This window comes from Burkholderia sp. IDO3 (assembly GCF_003366075.1).
Classification (GTDB): Bacteria; Pseudomonadota; Gammaproteobacteria; order Burkholderiales; family Burkholderiaceae; genus Burkholderia; species Burkholderia anthina.
In genome coordinates, this window is record NZ_CP028963.1 from 449,410 (window position 1) to 468,715 (window position 19,306).

Below are 19,306 nucleotides of genomic sequence, written 5' to 3' on the forward strand. Positions count from 1 at the left end.
AAGGCATTAATCTGCTTTCTGTCTGGCTGTTGTTTTCGTAGTTTTAATCTATTAACGATCTTGCCGATAAGCGAAAACTACGAATCATGGCGTGGCCCGGCGCGCTCGGTACAATGTATCGATGATTCATCGATCGATTACGTCGAGGAGGCCTCCCGTGCCACGCGCCCTGTTCCGTATCGCGCCGCTGCGCGCCACGCTGCTGTTGTTCGCCGCCGTCCTCATGCTCGGCGGTTGCGCGGGGCTCACGCGCGAGCCCGTGAACGTGACCGTCGTCGGGCTCGACCCGCTCGTCGGGCAGGGTCTCGAGATGCGGTTCAGCCTGAAGCTGCGCGTGCAGAACCCGAACGACGCGCCGATCGAATACGACGGCATCGCGGTCGCGCTCGATCTGAACGGCACGCCGTTCGCGAGCGGGGTCAGCGACCGGACGGGCAGCGTGCCGCGCTTCGGCGAAGCCGTGATCGACGTGCCCGTCTCGGTATCGGCTTTCGCCGCCGCGCGGCAGGCGTGGAATCTCCCCGGCGCGGCCGCGAACGGCGAGTTGCCGTATGCGCTGCGCGGCCGGCTCGCCGGCGGCGTGCTCGGCACCGTGCACTTCAACGACGCCGGTACGTTGCGCATGCCGGCGACGCCGGGATGGGGCCGGTAGACGGCCCGCGCGCCGCGGCGCGATACCGGTGCGCTACCGGACGCGGGGCCGGACGAAGCGGCGCAATCGCGGCGCCGTTTGATCATTCCTGACGATCGAATTTCGTGAGCCTGACGTTTTGCGCTGCAATCGCGTTTAGACTGCCTTGGTCCGGAGGGCCGGACGACTTTTCCGAGAGGAGCACCATGGCAGCGAAATTCGTTATCAAGAAAGCGAGCGACGGGCAGTTCCTGTTCCACCTGAAGGCCGCCAACGGCGAGATCATTTTGCGCAGCGAGCTGTACAAGACCAAGGCGTCGGCGGAAAACGGCGTCGCGTCGGTGCGCAAGAACGCGCCGGACGACGCGCGCTACGAGCGCAAGACCGCGAGCAACGGTCAGTTCATGTTCAACCTGAAGGCCGGCAATCACGAGATCATCGGCACGAGCGAGCTGTACAAGGCCGAAGCGGGCCGCGAGAACGGCATCGCGTCGGTGAAGCAGAACGCGCCGGACGCGGCGCTCGACGACCAGAGCTGACATGCCGCGAGCCTCGGCGGGGGCGGTTGCCCCCGCTTTGCCGCGCGGGCAAAGCGCGGTATGGTGTGGTCCGCGCGGCGCCATCCCGCCGCCTGTCTGAAGCCAACCGTAGCCGAGCTCGCGTGACCGATTTTCCTGTTTTTCACTGGACCGACGCCGACGGCGCCGAACATGCCGTGCGCTGGCGCTCCGAAGCCGGCGTGCAGCCGCCCAGGCGCGCAGTGCCCGCCGACGACCGCGTGACCGCCGATGCGGCGTACCGCCTCGCATGCGAGGGCACCGCGCTTGTCTGGCAGGGCGACTTCCAGAATGCGCGCCAGCTCGTGCAGGCGATGGCGCGTCGCGTCGAACGCAAGCCGAAGAAGGCGAAGGCCGCGGCCGGCGTCGACGCCTTCAATCTGCACCGTCTCGCGCAATCGCAGCGCGCTCGCACGCTCGGGATGCTGCTGATCCCGCTCGACGCCGATTACACGATTGCGTTGCGCCGCGCGCCCGACGTACGCGCCGCGTGCGAGGAAGCATACGGGCCGGGCGGTGCGCCGTCGGTCGTGTCGCTGCGCGAGCTGCTCGGCCTCGTCGGTGCGCACGAGTGGCGCAAGAAGGGCGTGCCGATTCCGGCGCTCGGCGGCGCGCCGATCCATCCGCATTACGGCGTGTTCTCGCCGGTGCGCGGCGAATACGTCGAACTGGTCGCGCGCACGCAGCTGCCGGCGACGTCGCTCGCGTTCGACATCGGTACGGGCACCGGCGTGCTCGCGGCCGTGCTTGCATCGCGCGGCGTCGAGCGCATCGTCGCGACCGACCAGGATCCGCGCGCGCTCGCATGCGCGAGAGAAAATGTCGCGCGGCTCGGCCATGCCGATCGCGTCGAGGTGATCGAAGCCGACCTGTTTCCGGCCGGCCGCGCGCCGCTCGTCGTCTGTAACCCGCCGTGGGTGCCGGCCCGTCCGAGCGCACCGATCGAATACGCGGTCTACGACCCCGACAGCCGGATGCTGCGCGGTTTCCTCGCGGGGCTTGCCGGCCACCTCGACCCGGGCGGCGAAGGCTGGCTGATCCTGTCCGATTTTGCCGAGCATCTCGGCCTGCGGCCGCGCGACACGCTGCTGCAATGGATCGACGAAGCCGGCCTCGTCGTGCTCGGCCGCGAAGACATCCGCCCCGCGCACCCGAAGGCGGCCGACGCGGACGATCCGCTGCACGCGGCGCGGCGCGCCGAGGTCACGTCGCTCTGGCGGCTCGGCGCGCGGGCCTGATCGCGCATTTTCGGTAAACTATCGCCATTCCTCACGAATTCCCGCCGCCGGGCCGTGGTCGACCGACCGCCGCCCGGCGCCGCCTCACGATGTCGAACAAGACCTACGAAATCCGTCCGGAGCAGTCCGTCGAGCTGCTGAAGGAACTGCACATCCTGACCCGCGACGGCAAGCTGAACCAGGACAGCCGCCGCAAGCTGAAGCAGGTCTATCACCTGTTCCAGTTCATCGAGCCGCTGCTCGCGAGCGTGCAGGCCGACAAGGGCAGCGTGACGCTCGTCGATCACGGCGCCGGCAAGTCGTATCTCGGCTTCATCCTGTACGACCTGTTCTTCAAGCAGCAGCCGGGGCACGGCACGCCGGCGTTCGCGTCGCACGTGTACGGGATCGAGACGCGCGAAGCGCTCGTCACGCGTTCCGCCGAACTCGCCGCCCGGCTCGGGTTCGGCGGCATGTCGTTCCTGAACCTGTCGGTCGCCGATTCGATCACGTCGCCGAAGCTGCCCGAAACGGTCGATGTCGTCACCGCGCTGCATGCGTGCGACACCGCGACCGACGACGCGATCCGCTTCGCGCTCGCGAAACGCGCGCAGCACATCGTGCTGGTGCCGTGCTGCCAGGCGGAAGTCGCCGGCGTACTGCGCAAGAACAAGGGCAAGTCGCTCGCGAACGCGCTGACGGAAGTGTGGCGGCATCCGCTGCACACGCGCGAATTCGGCAGCCAGATCACCAACGTGCTGCGCTGCCTGCAGCTCGAGGCGCACGGCTATCAGGTCGGCGTGACCGAGCTGGTCGGCTGGGAGCATTCGATGAAGAACGAGCTGATCATCGCGCAGTACAAGAACCTGCCGCGCCGCAAGCCTGGCGAGCGGCTGAACGAGATCCTCGGGATGTTCGGGCTGGCCGAACTGAACGAGCGCTTCTTCGCGTCGGCACCTGCCGCAGAGGCCGGCGCGGCCGTCGAGCCGGCCGCGGACTGACTCGAGCCGGCGCGCGGCACGTCCGCCGCGCACGCGCCGGCCTTCGCGCGATGCGTCAGACGTCGTCGCCCGGCCGGCGCATCCATTCCCGCCAGCCGTCGTGACCGAGGCGGCGCAGCGTTTCCTGGTTTTTCTCGTAGATCGCGGACGCGTCCGGAAACGCGTCGACCGCGCGCGCGATGCTGTCCTCGCGCAGCAGATGCAGGATCGGGTACGGCGCGCGGTTCGTGTAGTTCTCGATGTCGTCCGGTTCGCTGCCTTCGAACCGGTACTCGGGGTGGAAGCTCGCGATCTGCAGCACGCCGTCGAGCCGCAGTTGCCGCACCAGCCGGTCGGCGAAGAACAGCACATCGTTGTAGTCGACGAAATCCGCGAACGCGCGCGGATAGATCACGAGCGCCGTGTCGACCTGCTGCGGATCCGCTGCTTCGAGCGCGCGCAGTTCGGTTTCGAGGTCGGCCAGGGCGTCCTCGAGCGTCGTCGCTTCGCTGATCGCATAGCGCACCTGCTCCTTCACGTAGACGCTTTTCGCGAATGGACACAGATTGAGCCCGATCACCGCGCGTGCGAGCCAGTGCCGCGTGGCGGCGAGGATGTCGTCGTGCGAGTCGGGGCGGGTATCGGTCATGGCGAAGGCAGCGGGGCAGAGAAGCGGCGAGGACCGCATTGTAGCGGGCACGCCGGGCTCGGGCGTGCGCCGTCCGTCACGCGCACGCGGCTTCGATCAGCTGCGTGACCAGCGCGGGCGCGATGCCGATCGGCGTTTCGCCGCGCCGGTAGGTCTGGCTGGCGGCGTAGATGCCTTCGATCACGAGCGCGAGCGCGTCGGCCAGCGCCTTCGGCTGCCGCGCGCCGGCGTCTTCGCAGAGCGCGACGAGCCGCCTCATCAACTGTTCCTTGTTCTGCGCGACGCGCTCGCGCGCCGGATGCGACGTGTCCGGAAATTCGGTCGCGACGTTGACGAACGGGCAGCCGCGATAGTCCTTCTGCGTCGCGCGCTCGGCGAGGTCGACGAAATACTGGATCAACTGCGCCTTCGGCTGGCCCGGATGCTTCGCGACGCTCGAATCGAGACGCTCGAAGAAGCACGCGTCCATCCGCTCCAGATACGCGAGGATCAGCTCGTCCTTCGACGAGAACTGCCGGTACAGGCTCATCTTGTTGACGCCCGCGCGCTCCACGACCGCCTCGACGCCGACCGCGCGCACGCCTTCCTTGTAAAACAGCTCCTCGGCGGCGCGCAGCAGGTGTTCCTGCGCGGCGGCGGCGGCGATGGGCCGGCGCGTGCGGCGTGCCGGCGGCTTGTTGGCGGCCTCGATGCCCGACATGATGACCCTCGACTGCGTGGTGAATTGCTTGACATGTTACCGACTGGTCACTACGATCGCAACACACTTGTGACTGATCGGTAACAATGCCGGTCGGATCGACAGACAAATGCCAGGTGTCGGCCCCAGGTCAGCCGATGCAGCGTGCGGCGGAGGTGGCCTGGTGGTGGGGTGGGCCGGTGCATGCGCACCGGGCGCGCCAACTGGAGAAAGAGAGCATGAACTGGGCAGTGACACGAATCAGAGGGCGTTTCCACTATGGATGGCTCGCGGCGGCAGTGGTTTTCCTGATCCTGCTGGCGGCGGCCGGCACACGCGCGACGCCGAGCGTGCTGATGGTGCCGCTCGAGCGCGAGCTCGGCTGGAGCCGTGCGACGATCTCGCTGGCGATTTCCGTGAACATCGCGCTGTACGGCCTGACGGGCCCGTTCGCGGCCGCGGCGATGCAGCGCTTCGGGCTGCGTCCGACGATCCTGACCGCGCTGGTGACGATGAGCGCGGGCGTCGCGCTGTCGTCGCTGATGACGCAGAGCTGGCAGATGGTGCTGATCTGGGGCCTGATGGTCGGCTGCTCGACGGGTGTGGTCGCGCTGACGCTGTCCGCGACCTTCGTCACGCGCTGGTTCCATGCGCGGCGCGGCCTCGTGATGGGGGTTCTGACCGCGAGCACGGCCACCGGCCAGCTCGTGTTCCTGCCGATGCTCGCGGCGATCGCGCAGCACCACGGCTGGCGGCCGGTCGTGCTGGTTGTCGCCGTGGCGGCCGCGATCGTGATTCCGCTGGTCGCGTTCCTGCTGCCCGAGCGGCCGGCCGACGTGCAGCTGCGCCCGTACGGCGAGCCGGCCGATGCACCGCCCGCGCCCGATGCGACGAAGGAAAACCCGCTGGCGGTCGCGTTCCGCACGCTGCTGACGGCAAGCCGCTCGCGCGATTTCTGGCTGCTGTTCTTCAGCTTCTTCATCTGCGGCGCGAGCACCAACGGCTATGTCGGCACGCACCTGATCGCGATGTGCAGCGACTACGGGATGACCGAAGTGCAGGGCGCATCGCTGCTGGCCGCAATGGGCGTGTTCGACTTGTTCGGCACGACGCTGTCGGGCTGGCTGTCCGACCGCTACGACAACCGCGTGCTGCTGTTCTGGTACTACGGGCTGCGCGGGTTGTCGCTGATCTACCTGCCGCACGCGTTCGGCATCGATTTCTTCGGGCTGCCGCTGTTCGCGATGTTCTACGGGCTCGACTGGATCGCGACCGTGCCGCCGACCGTGCGGCTCGCCACCGACGTGTTCGGCAAGGCTGCCGCGCCGGTCGTGTTCGGCTGGATCGTCGCCGGCCACCAGCTCGGCGCGGCGTTCGCGGCGCTCGGCGCGGGGCTGCTGCGCGCGAGCCTCGGCACCTATACGGTCGCGTCGATGATCTCGGGCGGGCTGTGCATCGTCGGCGCGCTGATCGTGCTGCGAATCAATCGCGGTCCGTCCCGCGCGGCTGCGCAGGCCGCCTGAACGTGACGATACGGCCGGCCGCGTGCGGGTGCGGCCGGTCAATGCAGGATCGGTGATTTGCATTGCGGGGGATCGGTGGGCGCGTGGCGGCTCAAGCGGTTATGCTTGCGGTTCGCCGGGCGTTCGCGCCCCTTCATCGATGTCAGCGAGGTACCGCATGTCCGTCAAACCTGCACCCACCACCGTTTCGATCCACGACCTGATCGCGGGCCGCTGGAGTCCGCGCGCATATTCGGACGAGCCGGTCGGCGCCGCCGATCTGCACGCGGTGCTCGAAGCCGCGCGCTGGGCGCCGTCCGCCTACAACGCGCAGCCGTGGCGCTTCATCGTATTCGATCGCACCCAGGACGAAGCCGCATTCAAGCGCGCCTTCGCGACGCTGGTGCCGTTCAACCAGGGCTGGAATGCACCGGCGCCGGTGTTGATCGCGGTGACCGCGCATACGCTCACGCCGAAGGGCGAACCGGCGCCGACCGCGCTGTACGATGCGGGCGCGGCTGCGATGTCGCTGGTGCTGCAGGCGCACGCGCTGGGCCTCGCCGCGCACCAGATGAGCGGCTTCGACCCGAAGGCGTTCCGCGATGCGTTCGAGATTCCGGCCGATGTCGCGATTCCGGCGCTCATCTCGCTCGGCCATTACGGCAACGTCGACAAGCTCGATCCGGTGCTGCGCGACCGCGAAAAGGCGCCGCGCACGCGTCATGCGCTCGGCGAAGTCGTCTACGCGGGTGCATGGAAGAAGGGCTTCGACGCCGCAGCCTGATTCCGCGCGCGGGCGGGCCTGCATCGTGCACTCCGTCCGCGCCTGCCACGGCCGCGGGTTACCCGCGCGCGATCGCCGCGTCCGCGAGCCGGTCGCGCGGCACCGGCGGTCGTCCCCGGTTGTGATCCGGCGGGCTTCATGATAAAAAGCCCGTCCTTTCCGTTTTCGCGCCGGCCATGCTGCGGCACCTTCCCATGACTTACTGCGCGATCGATTTCGGCACGTCCAATTCCGCCGTGGCGCTGCCCGACGGCGACGGCATGCGCCTCGCGCCCGTCGAGGGCGACCACCTGACGCTGCCCACCGCAATCTTCTTCAACAACGACGAGCAGACGGTCGAATACGGCCGTGCGGCGCTGGCGTCCTATATCGACGGCTTCGACGGCCGCCTGATGCGTTCGATGAAGAGCATCCTCGGGTCGCCGCTCGCGGAGACGACGACCGATCTCGGCGACGGCAGCGCAATGGCGTACACGGAGATCATCGCGCGTTTCCTGACGCACCTGAAGCGCAAGGCCGAGGCACGCGCGGGCGCGCCAATCGGCTGTGCGGTGCTCGGCCGGCCGGTGTTCTTCGTCGATGATGATCCGCGCGCCGACAGCCTCGCGCAGAATCAGCTCGAAGCGGCCGCGCAGTCGGTCGGCTTCAAGGACGTGCATTTCCAGTACGAGCCGATCGCGGCCGCGTTCGACTACGAGTCGCGCCAGCAGGCCGAGCGGCTCGTGCTGGTGGCCGACATCGGCGGCGGTACGTCGGACTTCTCGCTGGTGCGGGTCGGCCCGGAGCGGATGGCGCGCCTCGAGCGCAAGGACGACGTGCTCGCGCACCATGGCGTGCACGTCGCGGGCACCGATTACGACCGGCGCGTCGAGCTCGCGGCGATCCTGCCCGCGTTCGGCTACCGGTCGCTCGATCCCGAAGGGCGCGAGCTGCCGAACCGGATCTACTTCGATCTGGCGACCTGGCACCTGATCAATACGGTCTACACGCCGAAGCGGCTGGGCGAACTGAAGCTGATGAAGCACCTGTACCGTGAGGTACGGCAGTACGACCGGCTCACGCGCGTGGTCGAGCAGCGGCTCGGGCACGCGCTGATGGCGCGCGCGGAAGAAGCGAAGATCGGCGTTGCGGCGGGCGGGGAGACGATGATCGACCTGAACGACGTGGAAGAGGATCTGCAGATCGCGTTCGATGCGGATCGCCTCGTCGAGGCGAGCGTCGACGACACCGCGCGCATCGTCGATGCCGCGCGCGAGACGGTGCGGCTCGCGGGCGTCGCGCCGCGCGACGTCGGCGCGCTGTATTTCACCGGCGGCTCGACCGGCCTCGCGTTCCTGTCGGGCGCGCTGGCGGGCGCGTTCCCGGACGCGCAGCCGGTGTTCGGCGACCGTCTCGCGAGTGTCGCGACGGGGCTCGGCATCCACGCGCAACGGCTGTTCGGCTGAGCGAGTGCAAAAATCCAACACGGCCGACGGCCGTTCGGATGATCGGCGGCACCATGATTGGCGCCACCGGAAAACAAAAAGCCCCGCCGAAGCGGGGCTTTTTTACACGAAATATCGCGCCGAACTTAGACCGGACGGATGTTCGCAGCTTGCAGACCCTTCGGGCCCGTCTTCACTTCGAATTCAACCTTCTGGTTTTCTTGCAGCGTCTTGAAGCCTTCGACGCGGATTTCCGAGAAGTGCGCGAACAGATCGTCGCCGCCGCCTTCCGGGGTGATGAAGCCGAAGCCCTTTGCGTCATTGAACCACTTGACGGTACCGGTTGCCATGTTACTTGTTCCTAAAAAAATAAAACGGGGCCGAGGCCCATGGGTGCGGAAAATCAAGGAAGGGGGTAATAGGACCAACCGGAGTACCGTTGATGGGCGAACTACGAAAGAACCAATTCACTCGCCGCTTGAAATCCTGCAAAGTCATTTATACGGCTTATTGGATCGGCGGTCAACCGTATTTCCATACTGTCAGGGTTATTGCGGAGCTCAGGTTTACAAAGCTTGCACGCGATGCGAATTTTTTGTAGGGGCCGAACGATTTTGCCGCCAACTTGCAGGTGCAACCGTTAAACTACGCGCCGCGTGGACCCGGTTGCCCCGATCGGATGACGGGTCCCCCCAAGAATGCGTGCGCGGTGCTGTCCGAGCCGATCCCGGACCGCGGGCCGACCATGCTTTTTGAGACACAGGAGAGGATGTGAAGAGTTCTATTCAACGGAACATCGGCCCGTTTGCATTGATGCTGACGGGGCTGGGTTCGATTATCGGCTCGGGCTGGCTGTTCGGTGCCTGGAAGGCCGCGAAGATTGCCGGTCCGGCGGCGATCTGCGCATGGATCATCGGCGCGGTCGTGATTCTCGCGATTGCACTGACGTACGCCGAACTGGGCGCGATGTTCCCCGAGTCGGGCGGCATGGTGCGCTACGCGCGCTATTCGCACGGCTCGCTGGTGGGGTTCATCAGCGCGTGGGCAAACTGGATTGCGATCGTATCCGTGATCCCGATCGAGGCCGAGGCGTCGATCCAGTACATGAGCACGTGGCCGTATCCATGGGCGCATGCGCTGTTCGTGAACGGCGAATTGACGACACCGGGGCTGCTGCTGTCGGCCGTGCTCGTGGTCATCTACTTCCTGCTCAACTACTGGGGCGTGAAGGCCTTCGCGCGTGCGAACACGACGATCACGATCTTCAAGTTCCTGATCCCCGGCCTCACGATCCTCGGCCTGATGCTGACGAGCTTCCATTCGGAGAACCTCGGCACCGCATCGAATGCGACCTTTGCGCCGTACGGCTGGTCGGCCGTGCTGACCGCGGTCGCGACGAGCGGCATCGTGTTCGCGTTCAACGGCTTCCAGAGCCCGGTGAACCTGGCCGGTGAAGCGCGCAATCCGTCGCGCAGCGTGCCGTTCGCGGTGATCTCGTCGATCCTGATCGCACTCGTGATCTACGTGCTGCTGCAGATGGCGTACATCGGCTCGGTGAATCCTCTCGACGTCGCACAGGGCTGGTCGCACTTCAACTTCAAGTCGCCGTTCGCCGAGCTGGCGATCGCGCTGAACCTGAACTGGCTCGCGATCCTGCTGTACGTCGACGCGTTCGTCAGCCCGAGCGGCACCGGCACGACCTACATGGCGACAACCACCCGGATGATCTACGCAATGGAGCGCAACAACACGATGCCGAAGATGTTCGGCAACGTGCACCCGCTCTACGGCGTGCCGCGTCAGGCGATGTGGTTCAACCTGCTCGTGTCGTTCGTCTTCTTGTTCTTCTTCCGCGGCTGGAGCTCGCTCGCGGCGGTGATCTCGGTTGCAACGGTCATCTCGTACCTGACCGGCCCGATCAGCCTGATGGCGCTGCGCCGTTCGGCAACCGACATCGAGCGTCCGCTGTCGATCCCGCTGATGACGCTGATCGCGCCGTTCGCATTCGTCTGCGCGTCGCTGATCCTGTACTGGGCGAAGTGGCCGCTGACGGGCGAAATCATCCTGCTGATGGTCGTCGCGCTGCCGGTGTATTTCTTCTTCCAGGCGCGGTCGGGCTGGACCGGCTGGGGTGCCGACCTGAAGGCCGCATGGTGGCTGGTCGCCTACCTGCCGACGATGGCCGTGCTGTCGGTGATCGGCAGCAAGGAATTCGGCGGCCTCGGCTATCTGCCGTACGGCTGGGACATGCTGGTCGTCGCGGCGATCGCGCTGGTGTTCTACTTCTGGGGCGTGAACACGGGCTACCGGACCAAGTATCTCGACGAGCGCGAGTCGCACGACGAGATCCTCGAAGGGGTCGGTGCCTGACGACGCCTGACCTGCCGCTGGAATCGGCGGCGGCAGGAAGCGCAAAAAAGCCCGCCCGAGCATTGCTCGGGCGGGCTTTTTGTTTGGGCGCGCCGGCGGTGCGGCGGGGTTCAGGCGGCCGCGCTGGCGAACACGTAGTTCGTCATCGCGAGCACGCGCTGGTACGTGCCGAGCGACTGGATTCCGAGCTGGTAATCGTCATCGGCCGCGCCGAGTGCGGTGAACACCGGCAGCAGATGCTCGTCGGTCGGGTGCATCAGTGCCGCGTGCGGCGCCTGCCGGCGATAGTCGAGCAGCGCGTCGACATCGCGCGCGGCAAGCTTCGCCTCGAACCAGTCGGTGAATTCGGCGACACGCGGATCCGCATCTTCCGGCGCCGCGCCGAAATCGGCCGCGCGCAGGTTGTGCGTGATCTGGCCGGAGCCGATCACCATCACGCCTTCGTCGCGCAGCGGCCGCAGCGCACGGCCGAGCGCGAAGTGATGGGCCGCGTTCGCACGCGGCTGGATCGACAACTGCGCGACGGGCACGTCGGCTTCCGGGAACATCAGCAGCATCGGCACCCATGCGCCGTGGTCGAGGCCATGCTCGGTCGTCGCCGTCGTGATGCCCGCCGTGTTCAGCAGTGCGGCTGCCCGCTCGGCCACATCGGGTGCGCCCGGCGCCGGATAGCGGATCTCATACAGCGCCCGCGGAAAGCCGTAGAAGTCGTGGATCGTTTCCGGGTGCGCGGTGACGCTCGCGACCGGCTGCTGCGTGCCCCAGTGCGCGGACAGCATCAGCACCGCGCGCGGGCGCGGCAGCTCGGCGCCGAGGTGCGTGAATGCGCCGGACGGCAGCGTCGGGTCGATCGGCAGCGTGGGGGCGCCGTGGGACAGGTAGAGCGAGGGCAAGCGGTTCATGATGGAAGCCTGCAAAAAGGAGTTGCCAGTGACTATAGGCGCGCACCGGACATTGATAAACGAGTCCGGAAGAATTTGATTGGATCGTATTTGTCGGTAATCGGGGTGATTCCGGGCGTGCGGCACGCCTGCATCGTCTCGCGGTCGCGGGTTCGCGCCGGTAGGCGGTCGAATCGACGAAGATGCGTGCGCGATGGCGCCTGTACGTTGCGTGCGGCGGCTTACTGCGCGGGGCGGATGCCAGCCCACGGCGTCGTCATCGGCGCGTTGAGCGCGAACAGGTCGAGCACGCGCGTGGCGGTCTGGTCGACGAGTTCCTCGATCGTCTTCGGCATTGCGTAGAACGCCGGCAGCGGCGGAAACACGATGCCGCCCATTTCGGTCACGGCCGTCATGTTGCGCAGATGCGCGAGGTTGAACGGCGTTTCGCGCACCATCAGGACGAGACGGCGACGTTCCTTCAGCGTGACGTCGGCCGCGCGCGTGATCAGGTTGTCCGACAGCCCGTGCGCGACGCTCGCGAGCGTCTTCATCGAGCAGGGCGCGATCACCATTCCGTCGGTTGCGAACGAACCGGACGCAATCGTCGCGCCGACATCGCGCACGGAATGCACGACATCCGCACGGCTTTCGACGTCGGACTTCGACAACTTCAGTTCATGCTGGATGTTGAGCCAGCCGGCGTTCGAAACCAGCAGATGCGTTTCGACGCCGCCGGCGGCGCGCAGCAGTTCGAGCAGCCGCACGCCGTAGACCGCGCCGGTGGCGCCGGTGATCGCGACGATCAGCCGACGTGGCGGCGCGCTGGGAGATGCCATCGGAAAGATGGGTGTTACGCGGCGGCGAACAGTTGCTGCAGTTCGCCCGACTGGTACATCTCCATCATGATGTCCGAGCCGCCGACGAATTCACCCTTCACGTACAGCTGCGGGATGGTCGGCCAGTTCGAGAATGCCTTGATGCCCTGGCGGATTTCGTCGTCCTCGAGCACGTTGACCGTCTTGAACTGGTCGACGCCGCAGGCTTTCAGCACCTGCACGGCGCGGCCCGAAAAGCCGCACATCGGGAATTGCGCGTTGCCCTTCATGAAGAGCACGACCTGGTTTTCGTCGACGATTTGCTTGATACGTTGTTGGGTGTCCATGACTGACCTTGCGTTTGCGGGGCGTTAGATCGAAATGATAGCGGATTTCAACCGCTCGGGCCGGCCATCAGCCGGGCAGGCGGCCGCCTGTCGTGCGTTCGATCGCGGCCAGGTCGGCGAGCGATTCGACCGCGACGAAGCCGCGCGACTCGAGCAGCGCGCGGACGGCTTCGGCCTGGTCGTAGCCGTGCTCGATCCAGAGCGTGCCGCCCGGTTTCAGGTAGGCGCCGGCGCCTGCGACGATCGTGCGGATCGCGCTGAGGCCGTCGGCGTCGTCGGTGAGCGCGCCGCGCGGCTCGAAACGCAGGTCGCCCTGCGCGAGATGCGGGTCGTGCCGTGCAATGTAAGGCGGGTTGCTGACGATCGTGTCGAACGCGAGCACCGGGTCGAGCGCTGCGTACCAGTCGCTCTGCAGCCAGTGCAGCGGGCCGCCGGGGCGGTGCGCGTCGAGCAGCTTGTCCGCATTGCGCTGTGCGACGTCGAGCGCGGCCGGCGAACGATCGAGCGCCCACACGCGCGCGTCGGGGCGTTCGGCTGCGATCGACACGGCGATCGCGCCGCTGCCGGTGCCGAGATCGAGTACGGCCGGATGCGGCCGCCCGTCGATCGCATCGAGCGCGGCTTCGACGAGCAGTTCGGTTTCGGGGCGCGGGATCAGCACGTCGGGCGTCACGTCGAACGGCCGGCCGAAGAATTCGCGCATGCCGACGAGTTGTGCGACCGGCTCACCGGCCATGCGGCGTGCTTCGAGCGTGCGATAGCGTTCGATCGCGGCGGGCTCGAGCGGGGCGTCGCCGCGCGTGATCAGCTGCGTGCGCGTCCAGCCGAGCGCGTACGCGAGCAGCACGCGCGCATCGACCGCGTCGAGCGGCGAAGCGCGCAGCAGTTGGTCGGCGGTGAGGTCGGGCATCGCGGCCTCAGTCGGCGTCGCCGAGCGATGCGAGCAGTTCGGCCTGGTGTTCGGTGACGAGCGCGCCGATCAGTTCGTCGAGATCGCCATCCATGAGCGCCTCGAGGCGATACAGCGTCAGGTTGATCCGGTGATCGGTCATCCGGCCCTGCGGGAAGTTGTACGTGCGGATCCGTTCCGAGCGGTCGCCGGAGCCGATCAAGCTCTTGCGCGTCGCGGCTTCCTTCGCGTGCTGCTCGTGATACTGCTTGTCCTTGATCCGCGCGGCGAGCACCTTCAGCGCGCGATCCTTGTTCTTGTGCTGCGAGCGGTCGTCCTGGCACTCGACGACGATGCCGGTCGGGATGTGCGTGACGCGCACCGCCGAATCGGTCTTGTTGATGTGCTGGCCGCCCGCGCCCGACGCGCGGAACGTATCGATGCGCAAGTCGGCCGGATTGATTTCGATCTCGCCGATCTCGTCGGCTTCCGGCATCACCGCGACCGTACACGCGGACGTGTGGATGCGCCCCTGCGTCTCGGTCGCCGGCACACGCTGCACGCGATGGCCGCCCGATTCGAACTTCAGGCGCGAATACGCGCCCTGGCCGGCGATCCGCACGATCACTTCCTTGTAGCCGCCCAGGTCCGATGCGCTTTCCGACATCATCTCGACCTGCCAGCGCTGGCGTTCCGCGAAACGCAGGTACATGCGCAACAGGTCGCCCGCGAACAGCGCCGATTCGTCGCCGCCGGTGCCCGCGCGGATTTCCAGGAAGATGTTGCGGTCGTCGTTCGGGTCCTTCGGCAGCAGCATCTTCTGCAACTCGCCTTCGAGGTGGACCATGCGCTCGCGCGCGCCGCGAATCTCGTCTTCGGCGAAATCGCGCATCGACGCATCGGTGAGCAGCTCCTGCGCGGCCGCCTCGTCGCTGCGCGACTGGCGCCACAGCGCGTACTGCTCGACGACCGGGCCGAGTTCCGCGTGTTCGCGCGTCAGCTTGCGATACTGGTCGAGGTCGGCCGTGACGTTTTCGCGGCTCAGCAGGTCGTTCAGTTCGGCCAGCCGGGTGGACAGCTGGTCGAGCTTGCGTTGCATGCTCGTCTTCATGGTGTGGAGCGGCGCTCCCGGGCAAAAGGGTATTCGGAAAGGATAGGCCGAAGGCAGGCAACAACTGGCCGGCGGCAGGGCAACCGGGCGGCGCTAGTGGCCGGACTGGTCGTTCGAGCGCGGCGCGTGCTGGTAGAAGCCGCGCATCAGGTCGATCAGCGAATCGCGATCGGCGCCGTTCACGCGATTGAGCGCGCTCGTCGGGCCGTGGATCAGCTTGTTGGTCAGCGCCTGCGACAGCGCTTCGAGGACGGCGGCCGGATCGTCGCCGCGCGCGAGCAGCTTCTGCGCCTTCTCGACTTCCGCGCGGCGCAGCGCGTCGGCCTGCGTATGCATGTGACGGATCACCGGCACGACGCTGCGCGTGTCGAGCCATTGCATGAAATTCTGGACGCGCGTTTCGATGATCGTCTCGGCCTGCGCGACCGCGGCCTGGCGCGATGCGTTGCCTTCACGCACGATCGCGCCGAGATCGTCGACGGTATAGAGGAATACGTCCTTCAACTCGCCGACTTCCGGCTCGATGTCGCGCGGCACCGCGAGGTCGACCATGAAGATCGGCCGGTGGCGGCGCGCCTTCACCGCGCGCTCGACCGCGCCCAGGCCGATGATCGGCAGCGTCGACGCGGTACACGACACGATGATGTCGAATTCGTGCATGCGGGTCGGCAAGTCCGATAGCGGCATCGCACGGCCGTTGAAGCGTTCGGCAAGCCGCTGCCCGCGTTCGGCGGTGCGGTTCGCGACCACGAGTTCGCGCGGGCTTTGCGCGGCGAAGTGCGTGGCGCACAGCTCGATCATCTCGCCGGCGCCGATGAACAGCACGCGCTGATCCGACACCTTTTCGAAAATGCGCTGCGCGAGACGGACCGCGGCGGCGGCCATCGACACCGACTGTGCGCCGATCTCGGTCGTGCCGCGCACTTCCTTCGCGACCGCGAACGTGCGCTGGAACAGCTGGTTCAGATAGGTGCCGAGCGCGCCGGCTTCCGTCGCGGTGCGCACCGCGTCCTTCATCTGGCCCAGAATCTGTGTTTCGCCGAGCACCATCGAATCGAGGCCCGATGCGACGCGGAACGCGTGCCGGACTGCTTCCGACTGCGGCAGCGCATACACGTGCGGCGCGAGCTCGTCGACGGAAATCTGGTGATACTCGGACAACCAGCGAATCGCGCCTTCGCGCGCGGCCCGGTCGTCGGTCGCGCAATAGAGCTCGGTGCGGTTGCAGGTCGACAGGATCGCTGCTTCAGGCGCGTTGGGCGCCTGGGGGCCGAGGAACACGTTCTTGAACGTGACGAGAGCCGGCTTGATTTGCTCGAGCGGAAACGCCACGCGTTCGCGCAGGGCGACAGGCGCAGTGTGGTGATTGATTCCGATCGTGAGGAGTTGCATATCGAGGGCTATCGTTTAGCCCCATATTATAGCGTTTCAGCGATTTCCTCACTCGCGGCATACCGGGCATCAGCGTGGTGTGGCCTCGAATTTGGGGGCTCGATCGGTACGCGGTCGAGCTGATAGCCATAGCCGTAGAGCGGCAGGAGCCGGTAGCCGTGCTCGGGAAGCAGCTGTAGTTTGCTGCGCAACCGGGACGCATGGGTGTCGAGCGTACGCGACTTCATGTCGCGGCGGCGGCCCCAGACCGTCTCGAGGATATGGGCGCGCGACACGGGCCGCGACAGGTTCGCGAACAACAACTGCGCGAAGCGGAATTCCTTCGGCGTGAGCGCGACGGCCGCGTCGCCGAAGCGCACGATGCCGTGGGTCGCATCGAATGCGTATTCTCCATACATTTCGCGCGAACGGTTCGGCGGCCGCCGGACGCCGGCGCGGCGGCTCAGCGCATTGACCCGCGCGAGCAGCTCGGGCCCGCTCACCGGGCGCACCAGGCAATCGTCGGCACCCGCGTGCAGGCACGACACGATTTCGCTTTCGCGCGGCAGTTGCATCACGGCGATGGCCGGCAGCCCGGGCAGGACCGTCTGCGCCCGCGGAATGACTTCCTCGGCCGGCTGATCGCCGGCCCAACTGCCGGTGATCAGCATGTCGCAGGTATCGTTAGCGAGCCACGCGAAAAACGCCGCGCTGGACGAAAACGCATGACACACGTGACCGCCGGCGAAGAGCAGGCGGTTCAGGAGCGCAGCATGACGTGCCTCGGGATCGATCAGGGCGATTCGCATGTGGATTTCTTCAGTACGGCTGCCGGTGCGTGCTTGCCATAACGTCGGCTCGGCCCCTACACTCGAATGTTCGCGGCGCCCGGCTGGTCCAGGGTTCGATGGATGAATCGATGCTAGCCGCTGGCAACGTTCACGCCTATGGGACGAATCTGAATTTATAGAAGGCGTCGAATGAACTGGTTTGGAATCCTTGTCCTGGGGGCGGCCGTCGGGCTGTTCGGCCGGTGGCTGCATCCGATGCGGCGCACGGGGCGGCCGGCATGGTGGATCGCGGTGCTGGTCGGCATCGCGGGCGCGGTCATCGCGCGCATCGCCGGCAATCTCTCGGGGCTGTTTTACGATGGCGAGACGCTCGAATGGCCGGTCTGCACCGGCGTCGCGTTCCTTGCCGTAGCCGTGACGGTCGCACTGTCGGCCCGTCGCTGAATGCTTTCAGGTGAAATCATGAATGCCCGTCTCCCCGAAGTCTCGTCGGTGCCGGCCCGCATCGCGCTGCTGCGCGGCGCGATGGTCCGCGAGGACCTGGCCGCCTATCTCGTGCCGTCCGCCGATCCTCACCTGTCCGAGTACCTGCCCGAGCGCTGGCAGGCGCGCCGCTGGCTGTCCGGTTTCACGGGCTCGGTCGGCACGCTGGTCGTGACCGCGGATTTCGCGGGCCTGTGGGTCGACAGCCGTTACTGGGTGCAGGCCGACGCGCAACTTGCGGGCACCGGCGTCCAGCTGATGAAGATGATGGGCGGCCAGCAGAGCGCGCCGCACGTCGACTGGCTCGCGCAGAACGTGCCGGCCGGTACGACGGTCGGTGTCGACGGCGCCGTGCTCGGCGTCGCCGCGGCCCGCGCGCTGACGACCGCGCTGAGCGCGCGCGGCATCGCGTTGCGTACCGATTGCGACCTCCTCGACGCGATCTGGCCCGAGCGGCCGGGGCTGCCCGGCGACGCCGTGTTCGAGCACGTGGCGCCGCAGGCCGATGCGACGCGCGCGAGCAAGCTCGCCGAAGTGCGCCGCGCGATGCACGCGCAGGGGGCGCAATGGCATTTCGTGTCGACGCTCGACGATCTCGCATGGCTGTTCAACCTGCGCGGCGCCGACGTCAACTTCAACCCGGTGTTCGTCGCGCACGCGATGATCGGCCCCGATCGCGCGACGCTGTTCGTCGCCGACGGCAAGGTGTCGCCGGCGCTCGCCGCGTCGCTCGCGCAGGACGGCGTCGAGGTTCGTGCCTACGACGCGGCTCGCGCGTCGCTCGCGGCGCTGCCCGACGGTGCAACGCTGCTGATCGATCCGCGCCGCGTGACGTTCGGCACGCTCGAGGCGGTGCCGGCCGGCGTGAAGCTGGTCGAGGCCGTGAATCCGTCGACGTTCGCGAAGTCGCGCAAGACATCCGCCGAGATCGAGCACGTGCGCGTGACGATGGAGCACGACGGCGCTGCGCTCGCCGAATTCTTCGCGTGGTTCGAGCAGGCCGTGAACCGCGAGACGATCACCGAGCTGACGATCGACGAGCAACTCACGGCCGCGCGCGCCCGCCGCCCCGGCTACGTGTCGCCGAGCTTTGCGACGATCGCCGGCTTCAATGCGAACGGCGCGATGCCGCACTACCGCGCAACGGCCGAATCGCACGCGACGATCGCCGGCGACGGCCTGCTGCTCGTCGATTCCGGCGGCCAGTACACGAGCGGCACGACCGACATCACGCGCGTGGTGCCGGTCGGCACGGTCAGCGACCTGCAGCGCCGCGATTTCACGATCGTGCTGAAATCGATGATGGCGCTGTCGCGTGCACGGTTCCCGCGCGGCATCCGCTCGCCGATGCTCGACGCGATCGCGCGCGCGCCGATGTGGGCGGCCGGGCTCGACTACGGTCACGGCACCGGGCACGGCGTCGGCTATTTCCTGAACGTGCACGAAGGTCCGCAGGTCATCTCGCATTACGCGCCGGCCGAACCGTACACGGCCATGGAAGAGGGGATGATCACGTCGATCGAGCCGGGCGTATACCGGCCCGGCAAGTGGGGCATCCGGATCGAGAATCTGGTCGTGAACCGCGCGGGCGGGCAGACCGAGTTCGGCGACTTCCTCGCGTTCGAGACGCTGACGCTGTGCCCGATCGACACGCGCTGCGTGCTGGTCGAGATGCTGCACGAAGAAGAGCGCGCGTGGCTGAACGCGTATCACGCGACGGTGCGCGAGCGTGTCGGCCGGCATGTGAGCGGCGACGCGAAGGCGTGGCTCGACGCACGCACGCAACCGGTCTGACGCGACGCGCAACGCCGGCCGGACGACG

General features: G+C 67.1%; 20 protein-coding genes. 10 read left to right on the forward strand and 10 right to left on the reverse strand.

Annotated elements, in window-relative coordinates; all coding sequences use genetic code 11:
- The first annotated feature begins 157 nt into the window (after positions 1-157).
- From DCN14_RS16580 to DCN14_RS16595, 4 genes are all read left to right on the forward strand, one after another.
- A complete protein-coding gene (locus DCN14_RS16580) occupies positions 158-652 on the forward strand; it encodes an LEA type 2 family protein (RefSeq protein ID WP_096504364.1) in 495 nt (164 codons plus the stop codon).
- A 185-nt stretch (positions 653-837) separates the two neighbouring features.
- On the forward strand, positions 838-1,170 hold the full coding sequence (locus DCN14_RS16585) for a YegP family protein (protein WP_059522325.1): 333 nt from the start codon (positions 838-840) through the stop codon (positions 1,168-1,170).
- 122 nt (positions 1,171-1,292) lie between these two features.
- On the forward strand, positions 1,293-2,426 hold the full coding sequence (locus tag DCN14_RS16590; RefSeq protein ID WP_096504365.1) for a class I SAM-dependent methyltransferase: 1,134 nt from the start codon (positions 1,293-1,295) through the stop codon (positions 2,424-2,426).
- 89 nt (positions 2,427-2,515) lie between these two features.
- Complete coding sequence (locus tag DCN14_RS16595) at positions 2,516-3,406, forward strand: SAM-dependent methyltransferase (protein ID WP_096504367.1); 891 nt, start codon at positions 2,516-2,518, stop codon at positions 3,404-3,406.
- A gap of 55 nt (positions 3,407-3,461) precedes the next feature.
- Here the strand turns inward: DCN14_RS16595 and DCN14_RS16600 are convergent, their stop codons facing one another.
- Positions 3,462-4,034 (reverse strand): DUF1415 domain-containing protein, encoded by a 573-nt coding sequence (locus DCN14_RS16600; RefSeq protein ID WP_096504369.1) that lies wholly within the window; start codon positions 4,032-4,034, stop codon positions 3,462-3,464.
- Between the two features lie 76 nt (positions 4,035-4,110).
- Positions 4,111-4,734: a TetR/AcrR family transcriptional regulator gene (locus DCN14_RS16605; RefSeq protein WP_096504371.1), complete on the reverse strand. Its 624-nt coding sequence runs from the start codon at positions 4,732-4,734 to the stop codon at positions 4,111-4,113.
- 218 nt (positions 4,735-4,952) lie between these two features.
- On the opposite strand from DCN14_RS16605, the gene DCN14_RS16610 reads away from it, so the two are divergent.
- From DCN14_RS16610 to DCN14_RS16620, 3 genes are all read left to right on the forward strand, one after another.
- Entirely contained in the window at positions 4,953-6,236 is a 1,284-nt protein-coding gene (locus DCN14_RS16610; protein WP_096504373.1) for an MFS transporter, read from the forward strand.
- Between the two features lie 157 nt (positions 6,237-6,393).
- Positions 6,394-6,999, forward strand: a complete 606-nt coding sequence (locus tag DCN14_RS16615) for a nitroreductase family protein (RefSeq protein WP_096504375.1) — start codon at positions 6,394-6,396, stop codon at positions 6,997-6,999.
- Between the two features lie 194 nt (positions 7,000-7,193).
- Positions 7,194-8,444: an Hsp70 family protein gene (locus tag DCN14_RS16620; RefSeq protein WP_096504455.1), complete on the forward strand. Its 1,251-nt coding sequence runs from the start codon at positions 7,194-7,196 to the stop codon at positions 8,442-8,444.
- 125 nt (positions 8,445-8,569) lie between these two features.
- Here the strand turns inward: DCN14_RS16620 and DCN14_RS16625 are convergent, their stop codons facing one another.
- Positions 8,570-8,773 carry a cold-shock protein gene (locus tag DCN14_RS16625; protein ID WP_006477070.1) on the reverse strand — a complete coding sequence of 68 codons (204 nt, stop codon included), beginning with the start codon at positions 8,771-8,773 and terminating at the stop codon, positions 8,570-8,572.
- Between the two features lie 421 nt (positions 8,774-9,194).
- On the opposite strand from DCN14_RS16625, the gene DCN14_RS16630 reads away from it, so the two are divergent.
- Positions 9,195-10,793: an APC family permease gene (locus DCN14_RS16630; RefSeq protein WP_096504377.1), complete on the forward strand. Its 1,599-nt coding sequence runs from the start codon at positions 9,195-9,197 to the stop codon at positions 10,791-10,793.
- Positions 10,794-10,903: 110 nt separating this feature from the next.
- Here the strand turns inward: DCN14_RS16630 and DCN14_RS16635 are convergent, their stop codons facing one another.
- From DCN14_RS16635 to DCN14_RS16665, 7 genes are all read right to left on the reverse strand, one after another.
- A complete protein-coding gene (locus DCN14_RS16635) occupies positions 10,904-11,695 on the reverse strand; it encodes a class III extradiol ring-cleavage dioxygenase (RefSeq protein ID WP_096504379.1) in 792 nt (263 codons plus the stop codon).
- A 221-nt stretch (positions 11,696-11,916) separates the two neighbouring features.
- A complete protein-coding gene (locus DCN14_RS16640) occupies positions 11,917-12,513 on the reverse strand; it encodes a UbiX family flavin prenyltransferase (RefSeq protein ID WP_096504381.1) in 597 nt (198 codons plus the stop codon).
- 14 nt (positions 12,514-12,527) lie between these two features.
- Positions 12,528-12,839 carry a Grx4 family monothiol glutaredoxin gene (gene grxD / locus DCN14_RS16645; RefSeq protein ID WP_027783412.1) on the reverse strand — a complete coding sequence of 104 codons (312 nt, stop codon included), beginning with the start codon at positions 12,837-12,839 and terminating at the stop codon, positions 12,528-12,530.
- Between the two features lie 67 nt (positions 12,840-12,906).
- Positions 12,907-13,749: a peptide chain release factor N(5)-glutamine methyltransferase gene (prmC, locus tag DCN14_RS16650; protein WP_096504383.1), complete on the reverse strand. Its 843-nt coding sequence runs from the start codon at positions 13,747-13,749 to the stop codon at positions 12,907-12,909.
- Positions 13,750-13,756: 7 nt separating this feature from the next.
- Positions 13,757-14,839 (reverse strand): peptide chain release factor 1, encoded by a 1,083-nt coding sequence (gene prfA / locus DCN14_RS16655; protein ID WP_096504385.1) that lies wholly within the window; start codon positions 14,837-14,839, stop codon positions 13,757-13,759.
- Positions 14,840-14,932: 93 nt separating this feature from the next.
- Positions 14,933-16,231, reverse strand: a complete 1,299-nt coding sequence (gene hemA, locus DCN14_RS16660; protein WP_096504387.1) for a glutamyl-tRNA reductase — start codon at positions 16,229-16,231, stop codon at positions 14,933-14,935.
- A 26-nt stretch (positions 16,232-16,257) separates the two neighbouring features.
- Entirely contained in the window at positions 16,258-17,019 is a 762-nt protein-coding gene (locus DCN14_RS16665; RefSeq protein WP_096504389.1) for a response regulator transcription factor, read from the reverse strand.
- A gap of 171 nt (positions 17,020-17,190) precedes the next feature.
- Between DCN14_RS16665 and DCN14_RS16670 the strand changes: the two genes are divergently transcribed.
- Positions 17,191-17,445, forward strand: a complete 255-nt coding sequence (locus DCN14_RS16670; protein WP_096504391.1) for a hypothetical protein — start codon at positions 17,191-17,193, stop codon at positions 17,443-17,445.
- An 18-nt stretch (positions 17,446-17,463) separates the two neighbouring features.
- The gene (locus DCN14_RS16675) at positions 17,464-19,278 is read left to right on the forward strand and encodes an aminopeptidase P family protein (protein WP_096504393.1); all 1,815 of its coding nucleotides are present in this window, start codon (positions 17,464-17,466) and stop codon (positions 19,276-19,278) included.
- Positions 19,279-19,306: the final 28 nt, after the last annotated feature.